The organism is Cohnella fermenti (genome assembly GCF_004801405.1).
Classification (GTDB): domain Bacteria; phylum Bacillota; class Bacilli; order Paenibacillales; family Paenibacillaceae; genus Cohnella; species Cohnella fermenti.
In genome coordinates, this window is record NZ_SSOB01000013.1 from 1 (window position 1) to 16967 (window position 16967).

19 protein-coding genes are annotated in these 16967 nt (G+C 57.3%); 4 read left to right on the forward strand and 15 right to left on the reverse strand.

Annotated elements, in window-relative coordinates; genetic code table 11:
- Positions 1-163 precede the first annotated feature (163 nt).
- Positions 164-820 carry a hypothetical protein gene (locus E6C55_RS11700; protein WP_136369983.1) on the forward strand — a complete coding sequence of 219 codons (657 nt, stop codon included), beginning with the start codon at positions 164-166 and terminating at the stop codon, positions 818-820.
- Positions 821-916: 96 nt separating this feature from the next.
- On the opposite strand, the gene E6C55_RS11705 is transcribed toward E6C55_RS11700, so the two are convergent.
- The 15 genes from E6C55_RS11705 to E6C55_RS11775 all read right to left on the reverse strand — a co-directional run bounded on the left by E6C55_RS11705 (position 917) and on the right by E6C55_RS11775 (position 14344).
- Complete coding sequence (locus tag E6C55_RS11705) at positions 917-1987, reverse strand: TIGR03943 family putative permease subunit (protein WP_136369984.1); 1071 nt, start codon at positions 1985-1987, stop codon at positions 917-919.
- 24 nt (positions 1988-2011) lie between these two features.
- Positions 2012-3049, reverse strand: a complete 1038-nt coding sequence (locus E6C55_RS11710; RefSeq protein ID WP_230986658.1) for a permease — start codon at positions 3047-3049, stop codon at positions 2012-2014.
- 61 nt (positions 3050-3110) lie between these two features.
- Positions 3111-4766, reverse strand: coding sequence for a nucleoside recognition domain-containing protein (locus tag E6C55_RS11715; RefSeq protein ID WP_136369985.1), 1656 nt, complete (start codon positions 4764-4766; stop codon positions 3111-3113).
- Positions 4760-5887, reverse strand: coding sequence for an NAD(P)/FAD-dependent oxidoreductase (locus E6C55_RS11720; protein ID WP_136369986.1), 1128 nt, complete (start codon positions 5885-5887; stop codon positions 4760-4762). The genes E6C55_RS11715 and E6C55_RS11720 overlap by 7 nt, the downstream gene beginning before the upstream one ends.
- Positions 5888-5896: 9 nt before the next feature.
- Positions 5897-6901 carry a CobW family GTP-binding protein gene (locus E6C55_RS11725; protein WP_136369987.1) on the reverse strand — a complete coding sequence of 335 codons (1005 nt, stop codon included), beginning with the start codon at positions 6899-6901 and terminating at the stop codon, positions 5897-5899.
- A gap of 4 nt (positions 6902-6905) precedes the next feature.
- Entirely contained in the window at positions 6906-8162 is a 1257-nt protein-coding gene (locus E6C55_RS11730; protein ID WP_136369988.1) for a GTP-binding protein, read from the reverse strand.
- Positions 8163-8224: 62 nt separating this feature from the next.
- Positions 8225-9043, reverse strand: a complete 819-nt coding sequence (locus E6C55_RS11735; RefSeq protein ID WP_136369989.1) for an AAA family ATPase — start codon at positions 9041-9043, stop codon at positions 8225-8227.
- Between the two features lie 31 nt (positions 9044-9074).
- A complete protein-coding gene (locus tag E6C55_RS11740) occupies positions 9075-9407 on the reverse strand; it encodes a DUF3024 domain-containing protein (RefSeq protein ID WP_136369990.1) in 333 nt (110 codons plus the stop codon).
- Positions 9408-9454: 47 nt separating this feature from the next.
- Positions 9455-9724 carry a 30S ribosomal protein S14 gene (rpsN, locus tag E6C55_RS11745; RefSeq protein WP_136369991.1) on the reverse strand — a complete coding sequence of 90 codons (270 nt, stop codon included), beginning with the start codon at positions 9722-9724 and terminating at the stop codon, positions 9455-9457.
- Positions 9725-9773: 49 nt separating this feature from the next.
- Positions 9774-9923, reverse strand: a complete 150-nt coding sequence (rpmG, locus tag E6C55_RS11750; protein WP_136369992.1) for a 50S ribosomal protein L33 — start codon at positions 9921-9923, stop codon at positions 9774-9776.
- A 45-nt stretch (positions 9924-9968) separates the two neighbouring features.
- Positions 9969-10400: a Fur family transcriptional regulator gene (locus E6C55_RS11755; protein WP_136369993.1), complete on the reverse strand. Its 432-nt coding sequence runs from the start codon at positions 10398-10400 to the stop codon at positions 9969-9971.
- Between the two features lie 68 nt (positions 10401-10468).
- Positions 10469-11641 carry a GTP-binding protein gene (locus E6C55_RS11760; protein ID WP_136369994.1) on the reverse strand — a complete coding sequence of 391 codons (1173 nt, stop codon included), beginning with the start codon at positions 11639-11641 and terminating at the stop codon, positions 10469-10471.
- A gap of 107 nt (positions 11642-11748) precedes the next feature.
- Positions 11749-12741, reverse strand: a complete 993-nt coding sequence (locus tag E6C55_RS11765) for a metal ABC transporter substrate-binding protein (RefSeq protein WP_136369995.1) — start codon at positions 12739-12741, stop codon at positions 11749-11751.
- A gap of 71 nt (positions 12742-12812) precedes the next feature.
- The gene (locus E6C55_RS11770) at positions 12813-13691 is read right to left on the reverse strand and encodes a metal ABC transporter permease (protein ID WP_136369996.1); all 879 of its coding nucleotides are present in this window, start codon (positions 13689-13691) and stop codon (positions 12813-12815) included.
- Positions 13625-14344, reverse strand: coding sequence for a metal ABC transporter ATP-binding protein (locus E6C55_RS11775; protein WP_136369997.1), 720 nt, complete (start codon positions 14342-14344; stop codon positions 13625-13627). The genes E6C55_RS11770 and E6C55_RS11775 overlap by 67 nt, the downstream gene beginning before the upstream one ends.
- Before the next feature lie 337 nt (positions 14345-14681).
- Between E6C55_RS11775 and E6C55_RS11780 the strand changes: the two genes are divergently transcribed.
- From E6C55_RS11780 to E6C55_RS11790, 3 genes are all read left to right on the forward strand, one after another.
- Positions 14682-15266, forward strand: a complete 585-nt coding sequence (locus E6C55_RS11780; protein WP_136369998.1) for a bifunctional transcriptional activator/DNA repair enzyme AdaA — start codon at positions 14682-14684, stop codon at positions 15264-15266.
- A complete protein-coding gene (locus tag E6C55_RS11785; protein WP_136369999.1) occupies positions 15263-15796 on the forward strand; it encodes a methylated-DNA--[protein]-cysteine S-methyltransferase in 534 nt (177 codons plus the stop codon). The genes E6C55_RS11780 and E6C55_RS11785 overlap by 4 nt, the downstream gene beginning before the upstream one ends.
- Positions 15797-16096: 300 nt before the next feature.
- Positions 16097-16897, forward strand: a complete 801-nt coding sequence (locus tag E6C55_RS11790; RefSeq protein ID WP_136370000.1) for an undecaprenyl-diphosphate phosphatase — start codon at positions 16097-16099, stop codon at positions 16895-16897.
- Positions 16898-16967: the final 70 nt, after the last annotated feature.

Consider the following 16967-nt stretch of genomic DNA (forward strand, 5'->3'; position numbering starts at 1 on the left):
ACCTGCCGTTTTTCCACTCCCCTGATGATTGGCGTTAGGCTTCTCAGGCAGCTGTCGTGCCTGACGCACGAACGCCCACGTCATTGTCGGTGATTCTTTCACCGACAAAGTACGTGAGCGTTAACAGTTACAGCCATATGTAGATCAGACTCAAGATAAAAATTTGAAACTTTACCGAGTACTTGGACGAAGTCCAGACAATCTCGATTGTAATAGTACTTTATTGATAGCCACGAATGCAAAAACTTTTTCTGAAGGCATTATATGCGGAGGAGATAAAGTCGTTTCTTTACTTATTCTTCAAGGAGAAAAAGTTCCTTATGTTAGCCTTAAGTACGGAATATCGCTTTTCGATGACTTCAGTACAATTACGAGTACCTTTATCAAACAAACTCCAGTCAATTTGATTTTAGCGAGGGATACCGCCGTAGCGATAACGAAAAAGAAAGGTACAAACTATTTCGGTTTCAGATGGTCCTTTGACAATTCGTTTAGTCAAAATGGAGGGAAATTTTGGTCTGGGCCTTGGATGGAAGCAAATCATGATGGATACATAGTAGGCCATCTAGAAAAAATTAAAAACCAAGGGAATCCACTCCCGATTATATTTGGCTTTGAATATTGGTTTCACGATGAATATGATGAACCGATACATCCTCAAGACGGCGAGGATGTTCCGTTGTATGTTCCATGTAGATCTACAGTAAACTTTGGGGTGTCACATAATTCAAGTGACAAAACAATATACGATGGAGTAATGAAAGCGCTTTGGGATCGACTTGAAACGGGCTATTGTCGCCGTGCTGTTTACCTTGGGTAGAAATTTCACAATAAAGTTGCGAAGCCGAGTGCCTTGGACTTGGTCAGGTTGGCATTGAACTCCTTCAGCTTGCAGGAAACGCCCCTCTCCCGGCCCTCATTCCTCATACAACTGGTCGAAGTCATCGATAAATGGATAGACATACGGATCTTCGGGCGCCTCGATGACCTTGATCTTGGTAGCTTCCAGCAGAATGATCTCATTCCCGCGATAGTCCGTTGTGGTCAGCTTGCCCGTCATCGTAATCCACGTATCTTCCTTCAAGGCTGCTCCCGAAGCGGCTTTGACCAGGAAGCCATACGGCATCGAATCCGCGGAGCAGCACAGCATCGCCAACCGGGACACGACAAACTGATCCTGCCCCATATCCTCCTCGCGATAGACGAACCCGCTGATGACGATATCCTTGCCGATAAAGTTGGTCTTGTACATGTCCAGCATCGTCAGCATCTCCAGAAATCCGACGCTGTTGACCTTGATCGCGTCCTTCTTGTACCACTTCTTCCCTAGCTCCGCGAAGTCGACACTGTATTCGTCCGCCGGGAACAGCGCATCCAGCTCGTCAACCTCCGGTGCCTGGGCGAGTTCTTCTTGCACTGGCTCTTGCTCTGGCTCTTGTACCGGCTCTTGTACTGGCTCTTGCTCTGGCTTTTGCTCTTGTTCTTGTACTGGCTCTTGCTCTGCCGGCTCTTGCACTTGCACTGTCGGCTCCGGAGATGGGCTTACCGTCTCCAAAGGCTTGACCGCAGGGGCCGAAGCTTGGCTTGGCGAAGCGGCTGAAGCGGAAGCGGCGACGTTCAAGTTCATGCCTTTGATCGACACCACTTCGCTTCCCATGATGCGATCGGGCAAGGCGAACCCCAGAATCAGCGGAATCACGAACAGCGAATAGATGAAGCCGTTGGCCGCTAGGGAACGGGAAGGCTCGTGTCCGCAATCGCAGCCCGCCTTCTCTTCCTTGTCGGATTGCTGAACGATCATGTACAAGTAGAACACGGCCAATAGGAACATGGCGGCCGATCCGAACTTCACATAGGGAATCAGTCGGGGAACAATATAATAATGCAGCTTGTTCGCGCTGACCAGATGCACGATATAGAACGCGAACCCGCCCAAGAGAATAGCCCGTATCCAGTAGTGCGCGAGCAAGCTCCTTCTGTTATCCACCGATCTTCCTCCTTGCGAGTCCGTTTAACTCAAGTAATATTTTCCCAGGAGCCATGCCCCGACGAAGACGGCCGGAACAATAATGGCGGCAAGCGTCAGAACAAACCTTGTCTTGAACAGGGACAGCAGCATAAGTGTGCTCTTCACGTCCAGCATGGGACCGAATACGAGAAACGAGAGCAATGCCCCGGTAGAAAATGTACCTGTAAAGGAGGTGGCCACGAAGGCATCGGAGGTGGAGCATAAGGACAGCACAAAAGCAAAACCCATCATAAAGAAATGCGCCGCGAATTCCTGTTGGCCGATCCCGACCAGGTCCGCCCGAGGAACATAAGCTTGGATGGCGGCTGCGAGCATGGAACCGACAATCAAGTACTTCCCCATATCGAAAAACTCGGCCCCGGCATGTTCAAATACGTCAGCCCATCGGTTGCCCGAATGCGAGTGCGAATGCGAATGTCCGTCTGCGTGCGAGTGTCCGGGTGTTGCTTCAGGCTCGTTCTTCCCCCTGCGGAATGGGGATTGCTTAAGGAAATAATAAAGCAATAAACCGACGAGCAGACCTATCGCAATAGCCAGTCCCATTCTCGCGTACACCATCTCCGGCTTCGTTCGAAAGGCCAGGTAAGTGGAAGAGAACACAATCGGATTGACGATCGGCCCGACGAGAATAAAGACAACCCCTGCGTAAGCCGGCATTCCCTTGGCTGTCAATCTTCTGACAACGGGAATCAGCCCGCACTCGCAGATCGGGAAAACAATGCCGAGCAGACACGCCATCACAATGCCCAGAATCGGATTGCGCGGAATTCCCTTGCGAATCCAGGCTTCGGGAATAAACACATGCATGATCGACGACGCGAATACGCCCAGAATCAGAAAGGGCAGCGCCTCTAGCAGAATGCTGATGAGCATGGTCTTAAAGGTATGAATCTCTTGGGCGAAGGAACCGACGCCATGGATCAACAACGTTGGATGAAGAGCGAACAGAGCGATGAATCCGATCAAAGCGCCGAACAGGGCGTGCGACTTCCATGCTCCGTGAACCGAGGATAACTTCAAGCTCTTCACCTGCAAAATTGTAATTCTTACGAACTGAGAATAACAGGAATAAAAACCTCTGTCAATTCCATAGAGCCAGAACACTTGCCGAGATAATGGAAGTGACCGTCTGCTTGGAAGCCATTGAAGCGGCGAAGGTCAGCCCCAACTCCTTGCGGATCGTCCACAGCGTCACCAGGCAAGCCGTAAGCGTAGATGCCAGATAGACCAGGACGAACAGTTGGCCGGCATGAAGTCCGCTCAGGAAAGCGCCGTTATCCTGGTTCAGGACAAGCAGCCCGTCCTTGCGCAGAATGGAGAACACAATTCCGCCTGCGGCTTCGGCCGGCAAGCGGAACCAATGCATCAGCGGAGCCCCCCATCCCGTCAGCACGTCGATGACCCCGGTCCCCTGCATAATCGTCGATACGACGCACAGGAGAAGGAAGATCGGCATCGCCTGCAGCAAGAACTGCTTCAGCACATTGCGCACCCGCCAGAGGACCGCCTTAAGGTCCGGCACCTGCAGGAACGTCTTGCCCGGCTGAATGGCGAACAAGGCCGGGTGCCCTCCCCTGTTCCATACTCTCGTATGAATGGCCCCGACTACGGTCAGGAGCAGCAGATAAGGCAGGAACAGCCAGGGACGGCCGGCCGATCCGAACAAGGACAGCGAGGCTCCGATCTGATAGCTGCAGGCCGATCCGAAGGCGATCAGGGACACGCACGACTTGCGCGTGCAAGCGCTGCAGGCCCGGCTCTGATGAACCGCCACCACGTTGCAGCCGAAGCCCGACAGCACGGGAATCAGGTCTCGGCCGCTGAGCCCGACAAGCTTCATCCACGGGTCCAGGGAGTCCGTAATTCGATCCTTGATGCCGCTCTCCTCGCCGATGGCGATGGCCATGCTGAGCAGCAGGACAACGGGAAAAGCCCACAAAAACGAGTACCACCCCAGCGTGATCACCCCGTAATCTCCTGCGAGCAGGGATGACAGCGGTCCCGGCAGCCCGGACAGCTTCTCTGCGAGCCCCCCGATGAAGATGCGGTCTCCGATCGGCTGCAGCCAGGAAGAGAGCCGATACGCCAGGAAGACCGGGAGGGCGAACAGCAACAGCAGCATCAGAACGGCGAGCAGCCGTCCCCATATCGGAAGCTCGAGCCAGGTGGCCGGCGGCTCCATGTCTTTAAATTCCGTCGGAAGATTCGCAAGCTGCGTGAGCGATTGACGCTGAACAACCGTTGCTCGCGACGCCGATTCCAGAATTCTTGCTCTCGAGCCGGTATCCAGATAGCGGGCATCCACCGCCTGAACGGGTATTCCCAATTGCTCCCGGTACGTCCGGACCTGCTTCTCGACCCGCGAAGGAACCTTATCCGCGAAGGTGAGCAGCAGCGCGGCGCGGATCGGGCGGGAGGCGGCCAACTCCAGCAAGGGCGGCAGCTCCGAGGCAACGTGAGTCGCCCGAACGACAAGCAGCGCCGTATCCGCTTGGCTTAATTCCTCCAGAGCCAACAGCGTCGTGACGCTGTCGTCCTGCAGGCGGATGCCGGGCAGATCGACGATCTGCCGGTTCGAAGGCAGCTTGCCCCTTCTCGCCATGACGGTCGAGCCTCTGAAGTTCGCCACCTCGGAGGATACGTCTCCCGTCAAGCTTCGGAACAAGGCGGACTTCCCGGACGATTCGAAGCCGATAAGCGCCAAGGAGGAAGGCGGAAGCGTCTCGTTGTTCAGCATTCGCAGTTCTCTCCGCAGCAGGACAGATCGTCCAGGAAGAAGCCTTGCTTCCTGTATTCCTCCAAGACGGTACAGTCCAACCCAAGCTTCGAAGCGATCCGATCCGCGATCACCCCGAAGCGCTGGCGGAATTTATAAATAAAACAGAAGTGCAGATTGCCATGCTTGACGGCCGGACCTGACAAGTAAAGCCCCGGCGTCATCGTCGATTCGTCGTGCCCCGTTAAAGCCGGAGTCCCCTCCGCACTCCTCTCGAACAGATGCTCGACAAGCTTTAAGCTGCCATGGAACCCCGTCGCGAGTATAGGCGGCGTAACGGAGGTTACGGTTGTCTCCCTTCCGGACGAATTGACGCAGCGAATGCGATATTTGCCCGCTCGGGTAAGCTCGATCCCGCGAACGTCGTGCTGCCCCATCAGCCGAATGCGATCCTCTTCCAGGCTGTGGATACGGTCCTTCGTATAAGGGGACAGCTCCACGCTCGGATCGCTGCTGCCCTTCCGGGTCCACCGTCCGCTTCGGTCGATCAGGGTCGCCCGCTTCCCCAGCTTGGCAAGGTTGATCGCCGCATCCGCGCCGCTCTCGTAGCCCCCGATGATGACGAATTCGTCGCCGTCCAGGTCCTTCCAGCTTGGAATCAGGCTCGTGTGAATGGCATGCTCGGCCCCCGCCACGGCATCCAGCTTCGGGTATTGGAACTCCCCGGCGGCCCAGATGACGAAGCGGCTGCGCAGCGTGCCGTCGGACGTGTCGACCTCGAATCCGCCGGACGGCAGCGGGCGAACCGCGGACACGTCGACGCCTTCCCGAATCGGCAGCTTCTTGTGCTTCGCAACGGCCTGCAAGTATTCGGCGTATTGCTTGCCGCTCGGGTGCTCCGTATTCAGCGAATACGCGGGAGAGGTGTTTAACGTAACCGCGTTCAGATCGAGCATCCCGTAGGCATTGCTCGTGAATGACGGCGTGATCATCCTCATCTCCGGCGGCCATAGTCGGAACGAGGCGCCCACCTGCCCCCGCTCCAGAATGCGGAACGATTGGACGTTCAAGTCCTGCAAGACGCAGCCGATCCCGATTCCGGCCGCTCCGGCGCCGACAACCAAACAATCGAATGTAGTCAAGGTTCAGCCTCATTTCCAGTTCGTATTTTCGTTCTCCAGCTCGGCCAGCGCTTCCTCGATCCGCTCTTCCGAGAAGCCTTCACCGATATGGACGATGACCTCCTGCACCGCTTGCCGGGGACGGATGGCCGACAGATGCGATTGACCGTAGCAATATTGCACAAGCGACAGCGTGTCGTCCCCCTTGAACCGGACAATTCCCTTGACACGGTAGACCTGATCGGGAAGACCGGCCAGATAAGCTTCGAACGACTCGCGGGCGATCGGTGCGCGGAAGTAATGCGTGTGCGCTTTGAGAAAAGAATGGGTGGCGTGCTTGGGCTTAGGGGGGCTTAGCGAACAAGAGGCATTTTCCTCAAACAGAATGGGCAGCGGCTTGAACCTTCGATGGTTCATTCGCCCGGGCTTCGCTTCGAGCAGCAGAGGAACGGCTCCTCTGCCGTATTCCGTACTCGCGATCGCGGCTCCGGCATTCCACTCTCTTAGCGCAAGCTGAAGCCTGTTCGACTCCTCCCGGCCGACACCGTCGCTCTTGTTCAGAATGATCGTGTCCGCAGCTCGTGCCTGATCCCTTAAGAGCCGGAACAGCTTCCCTTCCGGATGGCTGCGAAGCGTTGCCGATAGCTGCGGGGCCGAGACGACCGTTATCGTTCGGACGAGCTCGACTCGCCGCAGGAAGGAAGCATCCGTCACGCTGTCGACGATGGACAGAGGATTCGCGACTCCGCTCGCTTCGATCAGAATCGCATCGGGGTTATGCTCCGTGCACAGCTTCTCGATGACGAGCGGCACATCGCCGCTTCCCGTACAGCACACGCAGCCGCTCAGCACCTCGGCGCGGGGCACCTCGCGCTCGAGAATCGGGCCGTCGATGTCGACATCGCCGATCTCGTTGATGAGAACGGCCGGGCGACGGCCCGACTGAACGAGCGCATCGATCGCAAGGCGCAGAAGCGTTGTCTTCCCGCTTCCGAGAAATCCGGCGAGAACGTAGACGGGAACGGGGCTCGTCATTCCCTCACCTCTGTCCGAAGCGGGGAAGCGGGTCCTTCAGCTCGCGCCAGTTGCCGCTCATTTCTTCCGGCGTAAGCAGCGCCTTGTCGAGAGAGGCGGAGAGCTTCTCGCGGTCGATTCCGATTCCGATGAAGACCAGCTTCGTGACCCGGTCGCCCCATTGTTCGTCCCAATCGGGGGAGCGCGGCACCTCGCCGCTTCCGAAGTAAGCCCGCTTCTCGTCTTCGGTCAACGCGGACACCCACAGCCCGGCGGGCGACAACTGCCGGGAGACCCCCGCCTGACTGAACGACAGAGCCATATTGTTGCGGGTGGCGAGCCACACGATTCCCTTCGAACGAACGACCTCCTGCGGCCAATTGGCCACCCACTTCAGCAGCCTCTCGGGATGGAACGGGATTTTCCTCCGATAGACAAACGAATGGATGCCGTACTCCTCCGTCTCCGGCGTATGGTGATCCTTCTCCAGCTCTTGAATCCAGCCGGCCGATTGGCTCGCGGCTTCGAAGTCGAACAAGCCCGTATTCAGAATCTCCTTCGGATCGACCTGGCCGTGCGTGGTGCGAATCAGCTTGGCGCGGGGCTGCATCGCCCGCAGGGCCGTCTCCAGCTTCGTCAACTCCTCCTCGGCAACCATGTCGCACTTGTTGACAATGAGCACATCGCAGAACTCCACCTGATCCGTCAGCAGGTGAACGACGCCTCTCGCATCGTCCTCTCCAGCCTCCTGGCTGCGATCCTTCAAGGTGTCGCGGGTGTTGTAGTCCTTCCAGAAGTGATAGGCGTCGACAACGGTGACCATGCAGTCCAGCCGGGTCAGCTTGGACAGATCGATGTCCAGCTCGTCATCCACATAGGTGAACGTCTGGGCAACGGGCAGCGGCTCCCCGACGCCGGTCGATTCGATCAGAATATAATCGAACTTGCCTTCCTTGGCCAAGCGTTCGACCTCCTGGAGAAGGTCGTCGCGCAGCGTGCAGCAGATGCAGCCGTTGGACATCTCGACCAGCTTCTCCTCCGTGCGGCTTAAGCCGCCGCCGTCCCTGACCAGATCGGCGTCGATGTTGACTTCGCTCAGGTCGTTCACGATAACGGCTACTCTCAGGCCCTCGCGGTTGTTCAGCACGTGATTCAACACGGTTGTTTTGCCCGCGCCCAGGTAGCCGCTGAGCACGGTTACGGGGATTTTGCGGTCCGATTGGTTATTCGATTGGCTGTCCGATTGATGATCCGATTGGCTGTCCGGCGTCTGAACCTTCATGATGGACCTCCTTTAATTGTAATTATTACGATTAATGTCGATGCGATATTGTTGCGCCGAGTCTAGCCGCGAGCGTACGCCGAGCCGGGAACATATTCGATGAACGCTTCCGTCAGATGCTCTTGCATCAACGGCTGATCGAGCATAATCGCCTTCCGCTTCGCCTTCGTGACGATCTGCTCCATCTCCGCGTAGCTGCATTCCTTCATGAGCTCGTGAGCGGCGGAGACGACCTCTTGTTCCCTCTCGAACTCGCCGATTAACGAGTGCAAATATTCGGCCCTGGTGCGCTCGTCGGGCATTCCATAGGCGATCTTCGTATCGAACCGCCGCCAAACGGCATGATCGAGCTCCGTCTCCAGATTCGTAGCCGCCATGAAGAGACTGTTCCCGTTGAACTCGTCCAGGCATTGCAACAGCGTGTTGACGACCCTGGACATCTCCTTCACTTCATCGTTGTTGTCCCTCATTCTGGCAATCGCGTCGAACTCGTCGAGGAACAGAACGCAAGGCGCCGCTCTGGCATAGTCGAATACCTTGCGAATGTTGCTGCCCGTCTCTCCCAAGTGACTGTGAATGATCGAATCGAGCCTCACGAGAATGAGAGGCAGCTCCAATCGGGAGGCCACATGGAAGGCGGTCAGCGTCTTGCCCGTTCCGGGAGGACCGTACATGAGCAGCTTGTTCGGGCAGCTCACCTCGTACTTCTCGAACTTCTCCCTCATGCCCAGAATGGCGATAAACTCTTCCACGATCTTCCGGTTTAAGGGAGACAGCACCAAGCGTTTGACTTGCCTTGAGCATTCGCTCGGCGCCCAATAACTTGCCATGTCCATGCCTTTGGCTCGCGGCATACGCGAGCTAGAAGCCGATTTGCTCATTCCATGATTTGCTCCTTGTTCAATCCGAATATCAGGCCGTCCAGAATATTCCCGCGCGGTCGACCTCCACTTGCTCCAGTTGGCGCTCGAAGTCCGCATGGGGAGGAATCGCCTCGGCCGTTCCCCATGTTCCGTCCTTCGCTCTCGCCAAGACATGCCACCGGTCCCCCGAGAAGCGAAACCGAACGATCGGCTGTCCGACCCACTCCCGATAAGAGGGATCGGGCCGTTCCTCGCATAGAGTAAGCTCCGCTGCCTCCCACTTGTACGTCAGACGAACGGACGAACGCATGGACGGCGGAATCTTCTCGCCGATATACCACTGGAGCAGCTTCTCCACTCGGCGGGTTGTCACAATATCCATTCCCTCTCCCCCTTGCGAACGAATCGGAATTGCCAATCGGAATCGAATTACCAGCTTGCTTTCTTCACGCCGGGAATCTGCCCCTTGTAGGCCAGCTCCCGGAAGGCGATCCGCGACACCTTGAACTTGCGGAGGTAACCGTGCGGTCTTCCCGTCAGCTCGCAGCGGTTATGCAGCCGAGTCGGCGAAGCGTTCCGGGGCAACTTCTTCAAGCCTTCATAATCCTTATTGTCCTTCAGTTGCTTCCGGATCTCCGCGTAACGGGCGACGATCGCCTGTCTCTTCTGCTCTTTAACCACTTTCGATTTCTTCGCCATTGTTGTTGCCTCCATTATAAGTAGTTGAATTGTTTCCGGCAAATCCGGCTTAACGAGTTTCTCTGTGCAACGTGTAGCGCTTCAGACGGGGGCAATACTTCTTCAGCTCCAAGCGCTCCGGGTGGGTCCTCTTGTTCTTCGTCGTCGTGTAATTCCGATCTCCCGTCTCGGTGCAAGCAAGGGTAACGGTTACTCTCATGCGGATCGCCTTCTCTCTTGTAATTGTAAATGCATGGAACAAGCGCTACTGCATGGCCGACGAGCTCTCCCTGCCGCAGCAATCCTTGCAATAACCGAATATGTCCAGCTTGTAATGGACGGATTGGAACCGCTCCGGCATCGGGAACGCCGAATCGGCCGGATCGAAGGTCACTCGGATCGCTTGCTTGCAGTCCATGCAGATGAATTGATAATGCGGAGCCTGCTCTGCCAGGAGCGCCCGATATCGCACATCGCTCCCGACAAGCATCGATTCGATCAACCGCAAGTCCAGGAACAAGCGGAGATTCAAATAGATCGTTTCGTAGCTTAAGCCGGGGAACGTTCGCTTCATCTTCCCGTACAGCTCCATGGCGGCCTGCGGATGCTTCGATGTCGCAAGGAGCGTTAGCAGCCGTTTACGCTGTTCGGTAACGCGCATTCCGTTATCGAACAGTTCAAGCAAACATCTGTCCATGTATTTCCTGACATTCAACCGTCATCACCCGCTTGAGCTATTCCGTAATTTGGATGGGATTGGCTGGATCAAGGCAGCGGATCGTTCAACAGGCTCCAATCGCTCTTCATTTCTTCCTCGGTCAGCAAGCAGGCATCGAGCGAGGCGGACAATTGGCCGGGATTCAGGCCGACGCCGATGAACACGATCTTGTTGACGCGATCGCCGAACGGATCCGACCATTCCTCGCCCAGCTCGGGATCATCCCGCAGATGCGCTTCTTGTTCTTCCTCCGGCAGGGCGGCCAACCAATAACCCGAAGGGCCGAATTGAATCGAAGAACCCGCTTGGCTGAGGCTCTGGCCGGTATCGTTCCGGGACGCCACCCACATCATGCCTTTGGCGCGAACCACTTCCTCGGGCCAGTTCTCCATCCATTCCAAGAGCCGACTCGGGTGAAAAGGCTTCACTCGCTTAAACACGAACGAGGATATCCCGTATTCCTCGGTCTCGGGCACGTGAACCGGCTTCTCTAATTCCTTCAGCCAACCGGCCGACTGGCTCGCTTCCTCGAAGTTAAACAAGCCGGTATTCAGAATCTCCGCGGGGTCGACCTCCCCGTTAACGGTTCGGATAAGCTTGGCGCGCGGCTGCAGCTTGCGCAGGACGGCCTCCAATTGATCGAGCTCGTCGCCGGCGAGGGTGTCGCACTTGTTCAGCAGGAGCACATCGCAGAATTCGACCTGGTCGATCAGCAGGTCGACGACGTCCCGGGTGTCCTCCTCGCCGACCGCCTGATTGCGCTCCAGCAGCGATTCGCCGGAAGAGAAGTCGTGCCAGAACCGTTTGGCATCGACGACGGTCACCATGCAATCCAGCCGGCACCATTCCGCCAGATGAATCCCTTGCTCTTCGTCGGCATACGTGAACGTCTGGGCAACCGGCACAGGCTCTCCGACTCCGGTCGATTCGATCAGAATGTAATCGAATCGACCGGAGCTCGCCAGCTTCTTCACCTCGACGAGCAAGTCCTCGCGCAGCGTGCAGCAGATGCAGCCATTGGACATCTCCACCAGCTTCTCGTCCGTTCGCGATAACCCGCCGCCATCCTTGACGAGCTGCGCATCGATGTTCACTTCGCTCAGGTCGTTGACGATGACGGCGACCTTCAGCCCGTCCCGGTTGTTCAGCACATGGTTCAGAACGGTCGTCTTGCCTGCGCCGAGATAACCGCTTAGAACCGTTACCGGAATTGTGTTCATGGGTAAGCTCTCCCAATCTAGGTGTAATTATTACGATTTGAACCCGTGGCGACCTCGCCGACCGCCATGACGATCTGCTTTGTCAGCCATTCTGTCTCTTGGGCCATCTATTCGTTTAGCGCCTTGATCAAATTTTGCAGATTCTGCTTCATAATCCCGATGTAATCGAGGTTGTTCTTGATATCGTCCTCCGTCAAGCCTTCAAGCGGATTCAGCACGTCCGTCTTGGCATTGATCTCGTCCGCAACGACTTGGGCAACCTTCGGATCGACCAGCGTCTCGAAGAAGATCGTCTTGACCTCGTGCTCCTTGGCGAACTTGACGACCTCGGCCATCTCGCCTGCCGACGGCTCCTGTTCGGGCGACAAGCCGGAGATCGGAACCTGCGTCAGGGCATACTCCTGGGCCAAGTACCCGAACGCGGCATGCTGAGTAACGAACTCTCTATGCTTGACATCCTTGAGCCCGTCCCGGTATTCCTGGTCGAGTTCCTGCAGCTTGGCGATGTAAGCCTCGGCGTTCTTCTTGTAATCGTCCTTATGCGCCGGGTCGGCTTGCTCAAGCGCCGCCTGGATTGCGGCGACTTCCTTCTGGGCCAGAACCGGGCTCAGCCAGACGTGAGGGTCCAGCCCGTGGCCTTCTTCCTCATGCCCCTCTTCCTCCGCATCGTTCTCCTCCTCGTCGTGGTCGCCGTTGTCCCCGTGTTCGTGCTCGTCCTCCGTGCCCTCCATCAACGAGATTCCTTGGCTCGCTTCGACGACAATGCGATCGCTGTTGGCCGCGCTCGACAGCGCATCCTCCACCCAGCCTTCCACGATGCCGTTGTAGACGAACACGTCGGCGTCCTTAAGCGTCGCCATATCCTTCGCGCTTGGCTCCCAATCGTGCGGCTCGACGCCGGAAGGGATAAGCGCCACGACCTCCGCATGATCGCCGGCCACCTGCTTGCTGAACTCGTACATCGGATAGAACGTCGTGACGACCTTGATCTTGCCCGCGCTCTCGTCCGCTTGAGACACCTCCGCCTTGTTGCCGCAACCCGATAACACGAGGGCCAACCCCGCGCTTACTACCATCGTTTTTCTCATCCAACTGGTCATGCTTCGCCATACCTCCACAGAATAAAGTTGTTATAATGAAATCCGCCCTTCTCCGGATGACGATTCGCCCTTTATTCGGCTCTCGTCACCCTGGAAGGAGTGGCGGGTGTTTCCTCTTGAACGGTTTGGATTCGGGCTCTGACCCCGAGCTTCTTGAGCGCCTTCTTGAGCGTCACCCCGACAACGAGGAACACCAGCAAGACGAATGCGATAGTTCCTCCGGGAGGCGTGCTCAGCTCGTAAGAAGCGGACAGCCCTGCGAATACGCCGACCAATCCGATGCCCATCGAGACAAAGACAGCGGCCGCGAAGCTCGGAGAGATTCGGATCGCCAGCGAGGCCGGCAGCACAATCAGCGAAGAGACGAGCAGCACGCCGACAATCGGCATCGCTGCGGCAACGATCATCCCCGTCACGACACTGAAGCCAAGGGAGATCCACGATACGGGAAGACCGTTCGTACGGGCCGTCTCTTCATCGAAGGAGATCAAATAAAGCGGCCTGCGCAGCAGGTAGAAGAACAAGGCGCCGACGATCGCCGTCGCGAGCATGAAGAGCAGCTCGGTCCGATTCACCGCTACGACGGAACCGAACAGGTAGGACGAGAAGCTGACATTCAGCGTCTTGTTCAGCCCCATCAGAATAACGGACAGCGACAAGCCGCCGACCATGATGATCGCCACCGAGACTTCGCTGTACGTCCGGTAGGCCCGGCGCAGATATTCGACGGTGATCGCGCCGACGATGGCCACGAGGAATCCCGTCACCGTCGGGTTGACGTGGAAGTAAGCTCCTCCCGCTACGCCCGCGAGCGATACGTGGGACAGCATGTCGGCCATCAGGGCCTGACGCCGGAGCAGCAAGTAGACGCCAAGAGCGGAAGCTAACAGCGCAATGATCCCGCCGGCACAAAATGCCCGCTGCATGAAGTCGTAGTGCAACATCTCCATCCGCTCTCTTCCTTCCTCTCCAGCGTAATGAGGCGATCCAGCTCCGGCTCGACCTCTGACAAGTGGTGCGTCACCATGACGACCGTCTTGCCCTTCTCGCGAACCTCGTTGCGCATCAATTCATAGAACCGGGCGCGGCTCTCCTTGTCCATCCCGGTTGTCGGCTCATCCAGCACGTACAGATCCGGGGACAGCGCCAGCGCTCTGGCCAGACATATCCGCTGCTTCTGCCCGCCGGACAGCTCGCCGATCTTGCGATTGCGCAGATGGAGCGTATCCGTCAGGAGGAGCGCCTTCTCTACGGCTTCCCGGTCGTTCTTCCTCATCCTTCGCAGCCACGACCCGCGGCCGTATCGTCCCGATTGAACGAATTCCAGCACGTTGCTCGGGAAGCCGCTGTTGAACGAGGCGATCTGCTGCGGCACGTATCCGACGACAAGCTTGCCGCCTTCCCTGTTCGTGGAAGAGATCTCCGCCGTTCCTCGCCATGGCTGCAGCAGCCCCAACGCAAGCTTAAGGAGCGTGGTCTTCGCTGCGCCGTTAGGGCCGGTGACGGCAACAAACTCGTTGGAGTGGATCTCGACGTTAGCCTCTTCCAGGCAAGGCACATCGCCATAGCCGAACATCACGTCCCGAAGGCTGGCCAGTCTCATCTCGTTCCGATCCCCCTTCTCGAGGCGACTTTACCATCGCCTTCGCGGTACGCGTAATAATTACGATTACGAATCAAGCGGAAAATCCAACTCGAGAAGCAAGCGAAACATCCGGCTCCGAGCGGATGCTTGGCTGCATGCTTGGGCGGAGGCTCGGTCGGACGCCGTTCTTTTTGGATGCCGTTCTTTTGTGTAATTATTACACTTAAGAAGAATAGCAGAAGTGTTCCTGTCCGTCAACCCGTCGCACGATCATTTCGTTATCTTGCTCTTCTATTGCCTAAATCCCCTCAACGCCCGATTTCAAGGTTATACTTACGTAGGAGGCGAGAATCGCATGAATCGCATGAATGACGAGCAGTGGCAGGCTGTCGCCAACAACGACGGTTCCTACGACGGGAGCTTCTTCTATGCGGTGAAGACGACGGGCATCTTCTGCCGCCCTTCCTGCCGCTCGAAGCTGCCCAATCGGGAGAACATCGACTTCTTCCTCACGGCCGACCAAGCGCTTGCCGCCGGATTCCGCCCGTGCAAGCGATGCAAGCCGACCGGAGAGCGGCTGCCGGACGAGGAATGGATCGCACTCGTCACCGCATATGCGGATGCGCACTACGCGGAAGCGCTGACGCTGGCGACACTGGCCGAGCTGACCCATGGAACGCCCTATCACCTGCATCGCACGTTCAGAAGAATCACGGGGCTGACTCCGGTCGAATACGTCCAGCAGGTTCGCATCGGCCAAGCCCGGCGGCGCTTAACCGAGTCCGACGCCTCGATTGCCGAAGTCGGCAGAGCCGTCGGGCTCGCGAACACCCCTTATTTTATTACCCTGTTCAAGAAAAAAACCGGCCAGACGCCGGAAGCCTATCGCCGGCAGCATCGGCAGCCCAATAAGCAACAGACGGAGGAGACGCGATCATGATCAAGAACAACGGAACAACGAATGGCGGGCAGCCGCTCTACTGGACCTTGCTTGTGTGCGGCAATTGGAAGGTTCATCTCGCCGCCGCAGAGGAAGGCTTAAGCTTCGTCGGCTCGCAAGACCGCCCTTATGAAGAGCTGGCCGCGTGGGCGGCAACCCGCTTCCCGGAACGGCCGCTCGTTCGCGGCGACGAGCAGTTGCGTCCTTATGCGGACGAGCTTATTCGCTACTTCCGAGGAGAACCGGGCGAGCTCAAGGCCCCTCTGTTCTACCGCGGAACGGCGTTCCAGGAGGCGGTCTGGCAGGCGCTCCGCGAGATTCCGTACGGCCAGCTTCGGACGTACTCGGACATTGCGGAGCGGATCGGCAAGCCCGCTGCGGTGCGCGCGGTCGGGGCCGCCATCGGCGCCAACCCGATCCTGATCGCCGTTCCGTGCCATCGCGTCATCGGCAAGAACGGGGCGTTGACCGGCTACCGCGGCGGCATGGCGATGAAGACGCAGCTATTGGAGCTGGAGCGCTTGCCTTAAGCTTCTTGCCTTAAGCTCCTGGCCGCCCCTTGTCATCGGACTCCATTGGGCGTAAACTTTATAAGGGTCTGCGCTCCAATTCCTACATACGCTTGAACGGTTCGTTCGAACCGGATGTCCGGCTCCTTGAGCGCCATCGCGGCTTATTCCGCAGAGGGGCTTCGCGCTGTGCGAGCCTGCGATTCGCGAACATAGTCGCACAAAGCCCGGCCTTAAGTCCGGTGACGCCCTGCGGATTCCGTGTTAGGCTGTTCCCTAGCGATGCTGGCATCAACTTAATGAATGAGGTGAAATCCGTAGATGAGCGATTTATTCAGTTCCATTATTCTCGGCATCGTAGAAGGCTTGACCGAATTCCTCCCCGTCTCCTCCACCGGTCACTTGATTCTGGTCAGCGACCTTATCGGGTTCGACGAGGATTGGACGACCACCTTCAAGATCGTCATCCAGCTCGGCGCGGTCATGGCGGTTCTGATTCTGTATTGGAAGAGGTACCTCGGCATCGCCAAGGATGTCGTAACGTTTAAGCTGACACCGAACAAGCTGAACGTCTTCCATCTCGTTCTTGCCATGATCCCCGCCCTCGTCGTCTACCTGCTCGCCAAGGACTTCATCAAGAACGATCTGTTCGGACCGAAGCCGGTGCTGATCAGCTTGATCGTCGGCGGCATTCTCATGATCGTCGCCGCACGGGTCAAGCGCAAGATCACGGCCGAGGAGACGGACGACATCACGTACAAGCAAGCGTTCGGCATCGGCTTGTTCCAGTGCCTGGCGCTCTGGCCCGGCTTCTCCCGCTCCGGATCGACGATCTCCGGCGGCCTGCTGCTCGGGACAAGCCAGAAGGCTGCGGCGGACTTCACGTTCATCATCTCCGTGCCGGTTATGCTCGGCGCAACGGTGCTCGATATGTACGACAGCCGCGACATGCTGACATCCGACCGGCTGGTGCTGTTCCTGATCGGCTTCATCGCCGCCTTCGTCGTTGCGATGATCGCCGTCGTCACATTCCTGAACCTGATCAAGCGGCTTCGCCTGGAATGGTTCGCCGTATACCGCTTTGTCATCGCGATTCTGTTCTTTATTTTCGTTATTCTGTAATCAACCCGCCAACCACGAACGGCAGCTCGAGCGCGATGACGCTCGGACTGCCGTTTTGAGTTATTTGCTG